At 55.4% G+C, this 16370-nt stretch carries 13 protein-coding genes; 8 read left to right on the forward strand and 5 right to left on the reverse strand.

Features of this window, described 5'->3' with window-relative positions; translation table 11 throughout:
• Positions 1-2: 2 nt before the first annotated feature.
• Both CU100_RS06720 and CU100_RS06725 read right to left on the reverse strand, forming a co-directional pair.
• Positions 3-1397: an aminotransferase gene (locus CU100_RS06720; protein ID WP_106715691.1), complete on the reverse strand. Its 1395-nt coding sequence runs from the start codon at positions 1395-1397 to the stop codon at positions 3-5.
• 224 nt (positions 1398-1621) lie between these two features.
• On the reverse strand, positions 1622-1984 hold the full coding sequence (locus CU100_RS06725) for a hypothetical protein (protein ID WP_106715692.1): 363 nt from the start codon (positions 1982-1984) through the stop codon (positions 1622-1624).
• A 310-nt stretch (positions 1985-2294) separates the two neighbouring features.
• Here CU100_RS06725 and CU100_RS06730 point away from each other — a divergent pair, with 310 nt between their 5' ends.
• The 4 genes from CU100_RS06730 to CU100_RS06745 all read left to right on the forward strand — a co-directional run bounded on the left by CU100_RS06730 (position 2295) and on the right by CU100_RS06745 (position 9960).
• Positions 2295-3290, forward strand: a complete 996-nt coding sequence (locus CU100_RS06730) for a coiled-coil domain-containing protein (RefSeq protein ID WP_146141803.1) — start codon at positions 2295-2297, stop codon at positions 3288-3290.
• Positions 3291-3355: 65 nt separating this feature from the next.
• The gene (locus tag CU100_RS06735; protein ID WP_106715694.1) at positions 3356-6556 is read left to right on the forward strand and encodes an alkaline phosphatase family protein; all 3201 of its coding nucleotides are present in this window, start codon (positions 3356-3358) and stop codon (positions 6554-6556) included.
• A gap of 76 nt (positions 6557-6632) precedes the next feature.
• Positions 6633-8987, forward strand: a complete 2355-nt coding sequence (locus tag CU100_RS06740; RefSeq protein WP_170113744.1) for a phosphocholine-specific phospholipase C — start codon at positions 6633-6635, stop codon at positions 8985-8987.
• 175 nt (positions 8988-9162) lie between these two features.
• On the forward strand, positions 9163-9960 hold the full coding sequence (locus CU100_RS06745; protein ID WP_106715696.1) for a DUF1499 domain-containing protein: 798 nt from the start codon (positions 9163-9165) through the stop codon (positions 9958-9960).
• A 135-nt stretch (positions 9961-10095) separates the two neighbouring features.
• Here the strand turns inward: CU100_RS06745 and CU100_RS06750 are convergent, their stop codons facing one another.
• Together CU100_RS06750 and CU100_RS06755 are read right to left on the reverse strand one after the other, a co-directional pair.
• Positions 10096-10731: a hypothetical protein gene (locus CU100_RS06750; protein ID WP_106715697.1), complete on the reverse strand. Its 636-nt coding sequence runs from the start codon at positions 10729-10731 to the stop codon at positions 10096-10098.
• Positions 10732-10733: 2 nt separating this feature from the next.
• A complete protein-coding gene (locus CU100_RS06755; RefSeq protein ID WP_106715698.1) occupies positions 10734-12389 on the reverse strand; it encodes a family 20 glycosylhydrolase in 1656 nt (551 codons plus the stop codon).
• Positions 12390-12605: 216 nt separating this feature from the next.
• On the opposite strand from CU100_RS06755, the gene CU100_RS06760 reads away from it, so the two are divergent.
• Positions 12606-12869, forward strand: coding sequence for a hypothetical protein (locus CU100_RS06760; RefSeq protein WP_106715699.1), 264 nt, complete (start codon positions 12606-12608; stop codon positions 12867-12869).
• 16 nt (positions 12870-12885) lie between these two features.
• On the opposite strand, the gene CU100_RS06765 is transcribed toward CU100_RS06760, so the two are convergent.
• A complete protein-coding gene (locus tag CU100_RS06765; protein ID WP_106715700.1) occupies positions 12886-13785 on the reverse strand; it encodes an MBL fold metallo-hydrolase in 900 nt (299 codons plus the stop codon).
• Between the two features lie 106 nt (positions 13786-13891).
• Between CU100_RS06765 and CU100_RS06770 the strand changes: the two genes are divergently transcribed.
• From CU100_RS06770 to CU100_RS06785, 3 genes are all read left to right on the forward strand, one after another.
• Positions 13892-14479 carry a biotin transporter BioY gene (locus CU100_RS06770; protein ID WP_106716048.1) on the forward strand — a complete coding sequence of 196 codons (588 nt, stop codon included), beginning with the start codon at positions 13892-13894 and terminating at the stop codon, positions 14477-14479.
• A 457-nt stretch (positions 14480-14936) separates the two neighbouring features.
• A complete protein-coding gene (gene puuE / locus CU100_RS06780; RefSeq protein ID WP_106715702.1) occupies positions 14937-15854 on the forward strand; it encodes an allantoinase PuuE in 918 nt (305 codons plus the stop codon).
• On the forward strand, positions 15851-16351 hold the full coding sequence (locus CU100_RS06785) for an ureidoglycolate lyase (RefSeq protein WP_106715703.1): 501 nt from the start codon (positions 15851-15853) through the stop codon (positions 16349-16351). Before puuE ends, CU100_RS06785 begins: the two co-directional genes overlap by 4 nt.
• Positions 16352-16370: the final 19 nt, after the last annotated feature.

The raw sequence follows: 16370 nt of genomic DNA on the forward strand, positions 1-16370 counted from the left end.
TTTTAAACCGCCCGCAGGCCGTTTTTCGAAACATGGGCTTCCGTGTCGGCAAGCGCCTTTTCGAAACGGTTGAACAACTCGTTCAATTCGTCCTTCGTAATGATCATTGGAGGACAAAAGGCGATGCTGTCGCCAATGGCGCGCAGCACAGCGCCGTGTCCCTCGAGGAAGCGCGCAAGCTGCGGGGCCACCCCATGCGCCGGATCGAACGAACGTTTCGTCTTCTTGTCGGCGACGAGTTCGACCGCGCCCATCAGACCGGAATTGCGCACTTCGCCAACCAGCGGATGATCCTTCACCTGCGCCAGCCTTGCCTCGAAAGTAGGCGTAAGTGCCCGTACTTGTTCGACAATATTGCGGCGCTGATAGATCTCTATGGCCTTGACGCCGAGCGCGCAGCCAACCGGATGACCGCCGTAGGTGAAGCCGTGGCCGAAGCTCCCGAGCTGGGAGCTGTGGTCGACATAGGCCTGGTACACCTCCTCGGGGACGAGAACCGCGCCAAGTGGTGCATAGGCCGCCGTAAGTTGTTTTGCTGCGGAAATCGTCGTCGGCGTCATGCCGACACTCTGGCTGCCCCACCAGTTGCCCGTACGGCCGAAACCATTGATGACCTCATCGGCGATGATGAGAATATCGTGTTCGCGGAGGATCGGCTCGATCGCCGCAAAGTAGGCGGACGGCGGAACCAGTACGCCCCCGGCACCCATGACCGGCTCGGCGATGAAGGCGGCAATCGTATCCGGACCTTCCCGTTCGATCATATCTTTCAATGACTTGGCGATTCGGGCCACAAATTCCGCTTCGCTTTCGCCTTCGAGGCCGAAGCGGTAGTAATGCGGACAATCGGTGTGCAGAACGCGGTCCACCGGCAGGTCCCACCCCTTGTGGTTGCCGGGCAGGCCGGTCAGCGACGCGGCCATCACGGTCACCCCGTGATAGGCCTTGACGCGCGAGATGATCTTCTTCTTTTGCGGCCTGCCAAGCGCATTATTGTAATACCAGGCGAGCTTGACCTGCGTATCGTTGGCCTCGGAGCCGGAAGACGTGTAGAACACTTTCGAAATCGGCACTGGCGCGATTTCCTTAAGTTTTTCAGCAAGTTCGATCGCAGGCTCAATGCCCTTGCCGCCGAACAGATGGTAGTAGGGCAGGGTACGCATCTGCTCGGTAGCGGCGTCGATCATCTCTTCATCGCCGAAGCCCAACCCCGCACACCAGAGGCCTGACATGCCCTCGATATATTCCTTGCCCTGCGTGTCGTAGAGATAGACGCCCTTGCCGTGACCCATCACCAGCGGGCCGAGTTCGTGCAGCTTGTGCAGGGGCGTATAGGGGTGCAGAACCGCGTTCATATCGCGCTGCTGGACATTGGTGAGGGGGTGGCCATTCGCCATTTGAAAACTCCGGCTTTGAGAAGATGCCCGAGCTTAGCCAGTTGCGATTGAAAGCGCAAAGCGGGTCGGCAAGAAAGAGCGGTTGCAACTTTTAACACCAAAAATTCAACTCAAGGTGTAGATTCTTGCGCCAAATCAGACCGATTTGGCGTCAAAGCTGTCGAATCCCGTGTCAATTGTGCTTATTTATGTTCAGACACCTTCCGGGAAGGCCTGAAATCGATCTAACTTCGGAACCGTCTGATCAGCGCGGCAAAGTCCATTCCGAGTTTCGTTGGCGAAGCAATCTCGGGCTGGTCCGGGGTCACGGTCAGGCTCGTTCCGTCGTTGCCGAGCATCACATAGACGAGCTGGTCGGAGGTGCCATCGGATACGGAGATGGCGGCGATACGTTGCTGGTCGCCATGCTCCGGCGCCCGGACATTGAAAATCACCTCGCCATTGACCAGTTCGGCCGCTTTGTGCAAAGCGCCCTCGAAACCGTCGGCGACGATATCCTGGGCGCCGAGCGCAAGCTCGATCTCCACGACTTCGAGCGAAACCGCTTTGCCAGCCTCAGGCAGGTCGTCCGGTCCTGGTATCTTCATTATCGCAACGCGGTCTGCACGCCGCCCTCTGGTTTCCCGAAAACAAGTGTCCGAATCAGGACGGTGATCATGTCATCACTGTGACACCGGATACCCTCATAAAGTGTAAATGGTGCCAAAAGGTTGCGGCAAGGGGCGCGAAAGTTGGCCTGACCCGCGGAAATGTCATCAGACCTTAATAAACGGGTCCTACGATGAATTATCCCCCCGCGTGGGCATCCTTGTTGTTGACCTCGCAGAACAGGATGGTACACTTTCAAGCATAGATTTTTAATCAAGCGATTTTTTGTTTTATTTCCGGAGAAGAATTTTGAGATATCGATTTTATTTATTGTTGCCGCTCGTGTTGGTTTCCGCATGCAACGCCTCGGAGAACTCAAACCAGGTTGCCCAATCCACATATGACGAACTAAAGGCTGAACTGGCGAAGTCCGAGGCAGCCAAGGCAGCGCTTGAAAAGAAGAATGCAGAATTGAAGGGACAGGTCGGCGACGCTAACACTCAGATCGAGGTGGGTGAGAAGAAACTCAAGCAATCCGATGAAACGAGTAAGGCGATATCAAAGGACCGCGACGGCCTTGCCTCAGACAAGACGAAACTGATCGAAGACAAGTCGAAGCTGATGGAAGAACGCGACGGCCTTGCCTCAGACAAGACGAAGCTGATCAAAGAACACGACGACCTTGTCTCCGACAAGACGAAGCTGGTCGAAGAACGCGACGGCCTTGCCTCAGACAAGTCGAAGCTGATCGAAGAACGCGACGGCCTTGCCTCAGGCAAGTCGAAGCTGGTCGAAGAACGCGACGGCCTTGCCTCAGACAAATCGAAGCTGATCGAAGAACGCGACGGCCTTGTCTCCGACAAGACGAGTTTGATCAAAGAACGCGATGGTCTCCTCAAAGAAAAGTCGTCCCTTACGGCGGAACGGGATAGCGCGAAGCTGAACTTCGACGCGGCCAAGACGAAGTCCGATACCGAACTGACAACAGCCAAAAAGGACCTTGCGACAGCTGAAGGAAAGCTGACGGAGACCAGCGAGAAGCTGGCGACAACCGAAGGAAAGCTGACGGAGACCAGCGAGAAGCTGACTGCAACCGAAGGAAAGCTGACGGAGACCAGCGAGAAGCTGGCGACAACCGAAGAGACGCTGAGGGTGACCAGCGAGAAGCTGACGGCATCCGAAGTGGCGCTCAAGGAGACCGGCGAAAAGCTCGCTGCGACGGAGGATCGGCTGAAAATATCGGATGAAACGCTGAAGAAGGTCACAGACGCGCTGGCCAAGCTTGCCGAAAGGTCTTGCAAGTAATATTTTATCTCAAAGATTTGCCAAGAATTTTTATTAGTATTATTTTATAAGGTGATAGAATATCCATGGATAGACGTAATTTTATCAAGATGATGGGTCTTGCCGGCACGAGCGCCGCTGCCTACGCCGCCTGTTCCAACTACATGCACGAAGCGCTGGCACAATCCACCGCAATCGACGACTTGCTGAGTGCCGCGGCCCATTGCCAGAACGGATCGCTGAAGGACATTGATCACGTGATTTTCCTCATGCAGGAGAACCGTTCGTTCGATCATTACTACGGCACGTTGCGCGGCGTGCGCGGCTTTGGCGACCCGCGGCCCTTGCAGCTGAGGGATGGCAGTTCCGTTTTCGAGCAGAAGAAAGTGCCGCCGATTTCAGCTGCGATCTATAAGATCGTTCACGCCAATTGGGCTCAGCTCGAATCTTCAATCGCGGGCGCAGATGCCAAAACCATTAAGCACGAACTGAAACAAAAGATCAGCGAAGTTCTGCCAAACTATGCCGGACAGATAAATCCGCAAATCGACAGCTTGCGCGACGATTTCTTCGCTCACGTCATCAAGGGTCAATGGAACAATATTCTCCCGCGGGAGATGGTTGGAAAAGCTATTCCCGAACTGCTCGAGGATTTGAAGAGCGGCCTTTCATTGTTCGAAACGAAAGACATCGATGAAACATTGGCGGGCCTGGTAAAAGCCTATGTCCTCTCCTTGCTGGACAATGCTGCTGTAGCGGAGTTCATTGCCGAGCAATTGAAGAAAATGCCTGGCAGTTCCTTCGACGTTACTACAATCAAGGGATTGATAGCGAAATTTTCAGGCCAGCAAATTCTTGACATGCTGTTGAAGATGCTGGCCAATCTGATCAATGTTGACGAAGTGAAAAAAGCCTGGCCGGCCGCCGTAAAAACCCTGCCGTCACTGGCGACAGGGCTGCCGAAGCCAGCGGAAATTTTTCACCTGGTACAATCCTTCGCACGCTGGCACGAGACAACGAAGATAGGAGACGTCGTCAATCCGTTACCCAAGGAGATCGCATTCATCCCGGATTTGGCTGCCCTGCCGCTAAAGAGCATCTATTCGCTGCTGCCATATTTGAGTTCTCCTAATCTCGTTGCCGATCTTCTCGCCAAGACTCCCTTCAAATTCATCGAGCGAGAGGAGATCAAGGCATACGTTCCCAAGATTGTCGATTGGCTCGCCAATGCCGGTTACATCAAGCCATTCCAGATCAGGCGTGGGGACAAGTCGGCTGGCGAATATCAAGCCTTCGGACTCGCGCACTCTTATGAAGACGGGAGAGACGCCATCAATGGTGGCTGGAACGATCAATGGATGCTCGCCAAAGGGCAAGATTCCATGGCTCATCTTGATACCGCCAAGGACATTTCCTTCTATCACAAGCTCGCACAGGCCTTCACCATCTGTGATGGCTACCATTGTTCTTCCCACGCAGGAACTGACCCTAATCGTGCACATTTCGTCACCGGAACGGCCGGTGGCTGGACGACCAACGATTTCTTCAGCAGCATGATTGGGGAGCGCCCGGATTGGAAAACCTATCCGGAAAAACTGCAGGATTTGAAGGTCGATTGGAAATGTTACCAAAACGGCATTAGCGGCGACCTGTTTTTCGGTAATTTTGGCGATAATATACTGCTTTACTTCAAGCAATACAAAGACGAGACAACAGAAATCCGCAAGCGAGGTCTGAGCGTCAATGCTGTGCTGCGCACTGTTGCCAATGTTCCTTCGCAGTTCGAACAGGATGTAAAAAACGGCACGCTGCCGGCGGTGTCATGGATCAACGCGCCGCAAGCCTTTTGCGAACACCCAATGGGTATCTCGCCGCATTTTGGCGAGTATTATGTCAGCGAGATTTTAAGGGTGCTCGCTGCCAACCCGAAGGTTTTCCAGAAGACCGTATTCATCATCAACTATGATGAGAATGATGGTTTCTTTGATCATGTCCCGCCGCCCTTGCCACCGCTTCCGGCCATGACGGGTGCGGGCAAGGTCTCGAAGGGAATCGTATTTTCAAATGATCCGAAAAACCCCGATGCCGAGCACGCCGTCAAGCTGGTGCAGGATTCGGAACCCCAGGACAAGCGTTTCTTACCCGATACGCCGAGGGATCAATTGACCATGGGGCTCGGCAATCGCGTGCCGTGCCTGATCATCTCTCCCTGGACCGTTGGCGGAAGGGTGTGCTCGGAACTATTCGACCACACATCGACCTTGCGCTTTCTCGATGCCTGGTTGGCCGCCAAAAACCTGCAACCGGCTGGCACGGATTTTGCAAACGTCTCGTCATGGCGCCGTGCCATTTGCGGCGATCTTACCAGTGCATTCGATTTCACCCGCAAGCTCGATACGCTTGCAAAGGAAGGTAAGGAAGGGCTGGATGCCGCGGCCAAGGTTATCGCGGCCAACCCGGTTCCGGAATATCTCGGCCTGACAAAGATCGAGCGGGATGAACTCAAATTGAGTCAGCCAAAGTATGAAGATGCCAGCACCGATATTGCCAGGGACAATGCCGGCGAAACCGGCAAGAAACAGGATGAGGGACAGGCCGAGCTCTTGCCACTTGGCTACGATTTCGGTGTATTCTCCTCCCTCGTCACGTCCGCAGGCGGCGAGCAGCCGGACACACTCCGCCTTTCCTTCAGCAACAGGGGGAGCAGCGGCGTTGCGCTGAATGTTTATTCCTATAACCGGTTCGAACTAGGCCGCGGAGCCTGGTTCTATGCGCTGGCAAAGGCAGGAAAAGACGGCGTGCCCGTTACGCTGTTCGACGACTATGATCTGGGTGCACAAAACCTTAAGCGTGACGGCAATTATAAACTTGCGGTGCACGGTCCGAACGGCTTCCTGAGCGAATTCCAGGGGGACGCACGTGACTACACGCACAATCTCATTGCGGAGATCGTGAACATGACATCGCTGGACGATGGCAAGCACGTGCGCTTCGATTTAGTCTGGCCGGAGAACGCCGAGGGCAAACTGGTGATGACCAATGCCTATACGAAACATAACGTAACGCTGGATAAGGGTGCCAAGTCCATCACCATCACCACAAAAGATGGCTGGTATGATGTTTCGTTTGTCGACAATACTTCCGAAAATATCCTGGAGCCAGTCTCGACCGGTTATCTGCGCCGCTTTGCAGGGCATATCGAAAACGGCAAGATCAGCAAGACAGATCCGGCAATCGGTATGAAATACAATCGGATTACGAGGATTTACGAGGCAGCGACAAGCTGACCTCAGCTGCGTTCAGCCGGACGGCAAGAGGCCGCCCGGCTTTCCCATGTTCAATGCATTTTTCAACGGATGGATTATGGACAGACGCGAGTTCATCAAGATGCTGGGTCTTGCCGGCACAAGTGCTTCGGCTTTCGCGGCTTGCTCCTCCTACATGCAGGAAGCGCTGGCGCAATCCACGGTGATCGACGATCTCTTGAGCGCGGCAGCCCATTGCAAGCTCGGCTCTCTCAAGGATATCGAACACGTCATTTTCCTCATGCAGGAAAACCGCTCCTTCGATCATTATTATGGCACGATGCGCGGGGTGCGCGGCTTCGGCGACCCGCGGCCGCTGCGGCTTCGCAACGGCAATCCCGTTTTCACCCAGCCCAATGGAACAAGGAAAGTCATCAAGCCCTTCCAGGTGCGGCGCGGCGAGGAGTCAGCGGGGGACTATGCATCCAAGGATTTCGGCTTGCCCCACAGCTACGACGACGGGTTGAAGGCCGTTGGATCCGGCTGGAACGACAATTGGATCGCCGCCAAGAAGAATCTCACGACAATGGCCCATCTCGATGCAGCCAAGGACCTTTCCTACTATCATAAACTTATCGAGGCGTTCACGATCTGCGATGGCTATCATTGCTCCGTGCCTGCCGGCACAGACCCGAACCGCTCGCATTTCTGGTCCGGGACCGCAAAAGGCCTTCCGGTCAATCCATATTTTACCGGGAGCAAGAATTCTGCGATCAAACCCGACTGGAAAACCTATCCGGAACATCTGCAGGATTTGAAGATCGACTGGAAATTCTATCAGAACGGCATCGATGATCTTGGCATCAACCCGGGCGAGTTCACCGGGGATTTCGGGGACAATACCGTCATTTATTTCAAGCAATATTGGAATGACCGGACGAACGAGATTTTCAAGCGCTGCGCCAGCCCCAATACGATCCTGCGCACCGATCCGGACAAGCCATCGGATTTCGAGCTAGATGTCGCCTCCGGAACATTGCCGGCGGTCTCATGGATTGTCGCGCCGACTGCATTCAGCGAGCATCCCGACAGCATCTCACCGCATTTCGGGGAATATTATACCAATGAAATATTGAAGGTGCTCGCCGCCCATCCGGACGTGTGGAAAAAGACGGTTTTCATTCTCAATTATGACGAGAATGACGGCTTTTTCGACCACGTTCCACCGCCCATGCCACCGCTGCCGGCGCTTGCGCCTGCTCCCGGTAAGGTTGGCGGGACCGAGGGGGTTGGCAAGGTTTCCGTTGGCATCTCCATTCCCAAGACGGATGACGTGACGAATGTCGATGCGGAATGCGTTGTGCGGAGTACGGATGGCAGGGGGGCAGCGATAACGGATCAGAGCAAGCCAATGGGTCTTGGCACGCGCGTACCATGTGTCATCGTTTCGCCCTGGACGGTGGGCGGGCGGGTCTGCTCCGAGCTCTTCGACCATACCTCTACATTGCGCTTTCTTGATGCCTGGCTTGGCGCCAGGGGATTGCACACGGAGGGCTCGAATTTTGCCAACATTTCTTCCTGGCGCCGCGCAATTTGTGGCGACTTGACCAGCGCTTTCGATTTTACCCCCAAGCTCGACACGGCGGCAAAGGCGGGCAAAGAACGGCTGGACGCGGCAGTGGCTGCGGCAAAACCCATCCCGGCCTATCTGACCAAGGCAGAACAGGATGAACTGAAGGCCAAACTCGCCCGTTATACAACGAAGAGCCGGAACGCCGATGTTTCCATCGACCTTGAAAATGATACGCGGCGTAAACAGGCGTGGGATCAGGTGGCCCTCCTGCCGCTCGGCTATGATTTCAATGTCTTCGCCTCGATCACGGAGAATGACGGAAAAGCCGACAAACTCCAGCTGACGTTCCGCAACAGGGGCAGCATCGGTGTGGCGCTCAACGTCTATTCCTATGTAAAGGCGGACGAGGGGCGCGGCGCATGGTTCTATGCACTGACGAAGGCCGCGAAGCCGGACGCGCCGGTCGCGCTATCGGACGAGTACGATCTTGTGAAAGATCGCGGCGGCAAATACGAATTCGCCGTTCACGCCCCGAACGGGTATCTCAGCGAATTTCACGATGCCAACCAGAGATTGATCGCCGATATCGTTGACGTGCGGGCGGAGGCCAATGCCACAAAAGTCCGCTTCGATTTCGGCGCCTGGCCGAAAGGCAATAGCGATCTGACCATGATCAACGCCTATACGGGTGACACCGTGACGGTTGCGGCCAAAACCGCGTCGATCAGCACCGCCACCAGGGACGGCTGGTACGACGTGGCATTCATCGACAAGGCTGGCACGAACTATCTGCGCCGCTATGCCGGGCATCTGGAAAACGGCGTCATGAGCAAGACTGATCCCGCCATCGGTACGCGATATGACGCGGCAAGCCGGCTATACGACTGGGTGGGTGCATAGAACGCTGTTGGCCGAGACGACACGGATTTGCTGGTTCTACTCTCGCGCAAGGGCGTGCGGACGAGGCCAGCCTCCTCGCGGCATGCCGCGCAATAATGCACATCCGGTTCGATTGCTTGTCTCCCGATGCGTTTGCTTGTAGCTGTTATATTGTTATCAGCAATGCCAGGAACTCATGCGACCGCACATTCGACGCCGCCGATCGATCTCCGCCACATGGTCGGTGCGCATCGCATTCCTCAGCGCGATACTCTTCGTGCTTTCAGGGCTTGGCCACCGCTTCGAACGTATCGAAACGCCGGAGTTTCTCTGGCTCCTCGCCATTGTCGCCGGCCTCGCCCTGCTTGCGCTTCTTCTCGCATTCAACGGTTTCACCAGCGTCTGGCGCCGCGGCGATCGCGGTTTTCCGAGTGCCTTCTGGGGGGTGGTGATCGCGCTCATCGTCCTCGCGCCCTTCGCAACGACGCTCTATCAGGCGCTGGCACTGCCGACGATCTATGACGTGTCCACTGATATCACCGATCCGCCTGACTTGTTTGCCGCGGGGCAGCGAACCGAGCGCATGAACCCGCTGGTCAATGACCGGGGGAGCCGCGCGCTTCAATCGACCGCCTATCCACAAGTGACGGGGCGCCGCTATGACGGTTCGCCCGACCGAATTCTTTCGGCAGTAACCAAGGTCATCGGCAATAATGACTGGAAGATCGCGAGCCAGAAGGGCGAGCCCGGTGTCGATGAGGAAATCTTGCTCGAAGTGGTCGCGAGAACCTGGCTCCTGGGCTTCACCAGCGACGTGGTTATCCGCCTCTCCGACGAGGGCGACACGACCTATGTCGATATGCGCTCTGTCTCCCGCTACGGTATTCACGATCTCGGCGAAAATGCCGACCGGATCACCGCATTCATGACCGCGCTCGACGCCGAGGTTCAGAGCGTCCAGCCGGAAGAGGAAACAGCCGAGCCGGCGCAGTGAACTTGAAGGGGCGCTTTACACCCCGTCAAATGCCTGGATTGTGATTATCCCCCCACGAAGGGGAGGAGATGATCAAGTCACTGTTCTATCCACGACCGGCCGCGAATGCGTCTGCCAAGGAAAGCTGTCACGCCATCAATCATAATATTCAACTGTGCCGCCGGCAAAAGTCGGGCCACGCTTGTTGAAATCGCTGCTGCGCGGCAAAAGGAGCTTACCGTCATACAGGCCGAAATACCCGTTGAAAGCCTTCGGCTTGACTAATTTAAGCGTTCCAGCGCCACTCTTTTCTATGGCGGTCAGATTCTTGACCTCTAGCGGCTCGGTCCATGTATCGGTGTCGCAGGCGGATTGTTTCCGTTCACCCAGTGCAAAACCAATATCGCGACAAATAAACCCTGGGCGGTAATAAGACCCATTACCTTCGCCTGGCAGTTCAAGAGCAACGAACCCGCCGGATGAAGATTGTGGGTTCCTGGTAATCCAAGCACCATCAAGTCGCTTTGGTCCGCGGAAAGCACGGGTCATATCTTCCATATCCCAGGCCATCCAGTCCCAAGCGGATTTTTCGTAGGTCGTCTGCGTAAAAAGGCTCAACCTAAGATCGGTAAAGGGTATGTTGATCTGGATGGGCGTCTGCAACTTCAGATGCCGCGAAGCATCCAACAAGACCTGCAACGCCTGACCGCCGTCAACGTAGGGAAAACGATCACGCACCCAATAAGATGACAGTTCCTGGGAAACCGATATCAAATTACCGAAACCCGACATGCTTATGGGAACAACCTTATTGCTGCCATCGTAAATGAGACCCCGCCAGGAGACGAATCCCATGGCGGCGATGCTCTTCCCCAATGTGGCGTGATTTCATCCGAGGTCAGCCCATTTAGCTTGGATACATCGTTCCATAGCGATAGTTGAATACCATCAGGGATGGTTCCCTGGTTTTGGTATCGCTTCAGCCTTTCCCCGTAATAGGCATAGGCCTCGCCGGGATCAATGCCATCCGGTGAGAACCCGGCGGGCATTTTCGGAACGACATAAAACGATAGGCCCTCACCGTCGATCCACTTGGCTGGTCGTTTCTTGATTTCTTCGAGCCTGCTGTTTTTGGTCGGCAAAGGGTCCACGGTCGCCCAATAGGCGATATTGATATTTGGATTGATGTCGTTGATGGACTCGGTGAATTTACCGTTGGCAAGCTTGGCTTCATACCATATCCAGACATGCTTGAATCCCTCAAGATTTCCCGTTGGTTTGAGTAGGTTGGTGTATAGCTCGTTGATGTAGTTTACAGTCGAAACGTGCTTGTTTCCCCAAGCTTCGTCGCCGCCAATATGGATTGTGTCCGATTTAAACCATGGCCGGAACTCCATAATGAGCGTCGTGAAATAATCCACAGCTACTTTTGAATCGCTGGTATCGATAGTGTCTTTGTTCGCGGCGTATCGTAATTTGGGTTCGTCTTTAGCAAATGCCATCGCGTGGCCTGGCGCGTCAAATTCCGGTATGATCTTTATACCGTAGCGGAGGGCGGCCGCCTCAAGTTTTGCCCAATCTTTCTTGGTGTAGACGAGCCCGTCAGAGGGCCAAAGTTTCGGTCTGGGTTTGTCCTCATTGTAAAGCCGGAAAAATCCAGCTTTTGGCGGGTTGCCACCTGGATTGAGCAAGTCGGCAAGCCCCATTTCTCGCACACTGTCGTTCAAGTGCAGATGGAGCTCGTTCAACTTGTGCATACTCATCTTGTCCATGATGCCAATGAGCTGATCCGTAGGGAGGTAAAAGCGCGCAACGTCGAGCATGATGCGTCGGTTTTCATAAAGCGGATAATCGAATACATCCGCCGCCCCGATAGTCCGGTGGTTGCCGGCGGTTTTGCCATCGGTCATCAGCATCAATGTCAGGGATTGCAGCGCGCGCAGGGCTCCCATGGTTTCAACATAGGTCACATCGGCGCGATCCTTGCCGATGGCAAGCAAGTAGCCTTCTTGCAGTACATTGCTGCCGATGTTTTTTTTCGTGGCTTTGCTATTGCCTGGCTGCGTCGACAACACTGCAGATTTGGCCATTTCCGCGAGTTTTCCGCCTGAGTCCTTGTCGAGAACGATGTCACCGGCCACGGGAGCAGAATCAACGATTATCTTAAGCGGGAAACCCGTTGCGTAGCGTAGCTTCTCGGCCCAACCGCGCGGGGCGTTTAGAACAGCAACAAGCTGCGCATCATCCTTTTTCAGAACGATGCGGCTTTCATCCTTGAGAGTGAATTCGCCATCAAGCGACTTTATTTGCTGAAAGGTCGGCAAATGGAACCGCTTGTTAGGGGGCGCTTTACCCGCAAATGCCGGCTGAACCAATAACGCCAACGCAAGACAAATGTGAATGACGAACCGGGCGGGGTATTCTATTGCACCTTTGAATTTTCTCTTCATCAAATGAAACCTCTTACTTAATTACCATTGTGAAACATCGCTTCGTATAAATTGAATGGCCGCAAATCGGCCTTGTGGTGTGCTGCCTGAACCATGACAGTCTTGAATAACCGAAATCAAAATTGCCCGGCCTAAGCGTGCGGATTGGTCTTAGATTGGATTTTTGGACAACCGCACGCAATCCGACGAAAGTCGCGGATATTGCGATTTTCGACAATGTTTGAAAAATCGTCTTCCCGCGTGCTGTTCATGCAGCAGACCAATTGGCTAAAAAGCAATACCAATCAAATCTTGGTGCTGGCTGGAGCCAATAATCCCCGTCAACAGCTGGGTTGGCTTCGCTCTGCAGTTGGGCAGATTGCTGTGCGTGGTTCACAAGCTCACCATGAGGGAGGCCCAGGGTCTGAGGCCGCGCTCAACCAGATCTTCAAGGGTTGGTCGCGGCTCAAACACTTTTCCGCTCAATATTACGGCCCATAATGTTCGCTGCGGGCAACTACCAATAGATGCCGTCGACCGCCGGGTTACCTTCGGTCTGCACGAGGCCGCGCGCAACCAGATCTTCAAGGTGGGCGAGTACGGACAGGGCGGCGGCGCCGTGCAGGCGAGGATCGGTTTCGCGATAGATTACCCTGACCATCTCGGCGATGGTGCGGTCGCCTCGTTTCACCCGCTCCAGCACGGCACGCTCGCGCATTTTCCGGTGTGCTTTCAAGCCGCGCATGAATGTTTTCGGCCTGGTGACCGGGCCGCCATGACCAGGAAGGAAGACGCGGTCCTGGCGTGCGAGCAGCCGGTCCAGCGAGGCCATGTAGTCGGACATCGAGCCATCGGGCGGCGCGACGATGGATGTTGCCCATGCCATGACATGGTCTGCCGAGAAAAGGATGCCCGAGCCTTCAAGCGCGAAGACCACGTGATTTGCCGTGTGGCCAGGCGTGTGAATGGATCGAAGCGCCCAGCCATCGCCTTCGATCAGCGCATCGTCGTCGACGCGTATGTCCGGCATGAAACCGGTGTCGCCGCTTGCATCCAGAAGATTGACTTCGCCGAGGTGCAACGCACGGGAGGGCCGATGCGGCCCTTCGGCAACGACGAGAGCGCCGAGTTCATCTTTCAGAACGCTGGCCAAGGGTGAATGATCGCGATGGGTGTGGCTGACGAAAATGTGGCTGACCGGGCGCCCGCCGATCGCCCGCAGAAGAACGGCCTTGTGCGCTTCATCGATCGGGCCCGGATCGATCAGCGCGAGGGAATTTTTTCCGATCAGGTAGGAATTCGTGCCGTGGAAGGTGAAGGGGCTCGGATTGTTGACCGTGATACGTTTGACATTCGGCGCGATATCAATGGCTTCGCCGTAGTGCGGCGCAAATACCTTGTCGAAAACGAGATTCATTTTTTCGAATACACCTGGTTATGCGGCTTTCGACGTATTGCAGCGCGGCATGATCCTCAATATACATTTTCATGAACTGGCGAAAGCCATTGTGGAGGTTAAGAAAATGATTGCTGCCCGGACCCGCTCGCTCGCCGAAACGTTCCAGCCGGAAGGCCAACTTGCGAAAGCAGTATGGTTTGTCTCTCTGGCCCTCGCCGGCACTGCGCTGATGACCCTTGCCGCCAAGACCAAAGTGGACATGGTCTTCGTCAACGTGACGATGCAGACTTTCGCGGTCTTCGCAATATCGGCAGCCTATGGCTCGCGCCTTGCCGTGGCGACCATGGCGCTCTACCTCCTCGAGGGGGCACTCGGCATGCCCGTATTCACCGGAACGCCGGAAAAGGGCATTGGTCTTGCTTATATGGTCGGCCCGACTGGCGGTTACCTCTTGTCCTATATTGCCGCCGCCTGGATCGTCGGCCGTGCTGCCGACAAGGGTTTTGCGCGCAGTCCGCTGATGCTCGGCGCGGCCATGTTCGCCGCGGAACTGGTTATCCTCGGCATGGGCTTCCTGTGGATGGCCTATCTGTTCGGCTTCGACAAGGCGCTGGCCTATGGTGTCGGCATTTTCATCGTTGGAGATATGCTGAAGCTCGCGCTGGCTGCTGCGACCGTTCCGGCGGTGGGCTCCTTGCTCAAGCGCCGGTGATACAGCAGAGCGCCGGCTAGACCGGCGCTTTGTTTATAATCCGCCGTTTTTTCACTATGTATTTTTTATAATTGTCGCTTTTGACTGGTGTTATATTGGACGTTTGGCGACGGTTTATAATGAGCAGAGAAAGCTCACGGCGACTTGGCTCAATGGATTATCTGTTGCCTTGTGGGCCGTGGGCGGTTTGGCGCCGCTGGCTTCAAGTATCTATAATGCAAATGGGCCAAGTGCTTTGATCGTAATCGGCGCAGCCATTTGTGTTATGGCCGCGACTGCACTACATTTATGCGCAAGACAGACATTGAAAGGGTTAAAACCGTGACAGTGGAACAGTTTATGCTCTTCATGATAATGCCGGTAAGCGGGCTGCTTATGGTGGCCTTTGTGATGTTCGTCACACGCGATGAACGTCGCGACGACAAGCCAAAGCATTCCAAGTAACACCACTCCCTCAATGCCAGACTATCCCCGCAATCTGATTGGCTATGGCCGTAATCCGCCCGACCCGAAATGGCCGGGTGGCGCCAAGCTCGCCCTGCAGTTCGTGATCAATTACGAGGAGGGGGGAGAAAGCTCGATCCTCGACGATGATCCCGCATCCGAATCGCTGCTGTCGGAGATTGTCGGCGCGCAACCCTGGGCGGGCCAGCGCAATCTCAACATGGAATCGATCTATGAATTCGGATCGCGCGCCGGTTTCTGGCGGCTGTGGCGCATGTTTACCCACCGCAATCTGCCCGTGACCGTCTATGGCGTTACACTCGCCATGGCCCGCAATGCGGAAGCTGTTGCCGCGATGAAGGAGGCCAATTGGGAAATCGCCAGCCATGGGTTGCGCTGGCTGGAGTACAAGGATTTCCCTGAGGAACTGGAGCGCCGACATATCCTTGAGGCGGTGCGGCTGCACACGGAGATCACCGGGTCGCGTCCGCTCGGGATTTATCAGGGCAAGCCCTCCGACAATACGCTGAAGATCGTCATGGAAGAGGGTGGCTTTGTCTATTCCTCGGACAGCTACGCCGATGAACTGCCCTATTGGGTCGAGGGGCCAAAGGGACCGCACCTGATCGTGCCCTATACGCTCGACGCAAACGACATGCGCTTTGCGACGCCTCAGGGATTCAACTCCGGCGACCAGTTCTTCACCTACCTGAAGGACACGTTCGACGTGCTGCATCGCGAGGGCAAAGATGGGGCGCCGAAGATGATGTCGGTCGGGTTGCACTGCCGCCTGGCCGGGCGTCCAGGCCGGGCAGCAGCGCTGGAGCGTTTCCTTGATTATGTGCAGCACCACGAAGATGTGTGGATAACGCGGCGGATCGATATCGCCAATCATTGGCACGAACATCAGCCTTTTGACGGCGGCGCATGAGAACCGTCACCCTCGAGGCCCGGCCACTGACCAGGGCAGCGTTTGCACCCTTCGGTGATGTGATCGAGACGGCAGGGGCTGACATGCGCCTGATCAACGGCGGCACCACCGAGCGTTATCACGATCTCGCTCATGTCGATATTACGGGCGAAAGCGCGCGGGTGCTCGTGAATATCTTTCGAGGCAAGTCTTTTGCGCCTCCCATCGACATTAAAATGCTGGAGCGTCATCCACTTGGCAGCCAGGCGTTTTTTCCATTGAGCGGGCGCCCGTTCCTTGTGGTGGTGGCCAAGGACGAAGGCGGCAGGCCGGGTACGCCATCCGCCTTTCTGTGCCAAGGCCATCAGGGCGTCAACTATGCCCGCAACACCTGGCATCACCCACTGATTTCCCTTGAGGAAACCTCGGATTTTCTCATTGTCGATCGTGGCGGCGAAGGTGACAATCTCGAAGAGCACGTCTTCGGCGATGTGGTTTACAGGATTGCGAAGTTATAGATAGCCCGCAATCGCTTTC

The organism is Phyllobacterium endophyticum, assembly GCF_003010935.1.
GTDB classification, from domain to species: domain Bacteria; phylum Pseudomonadota; class Alphaproteobacteria; order Rhizobiales; family Rhizobiaceae; genus Phyllobacterium; species Phyllobacterium endophyticum.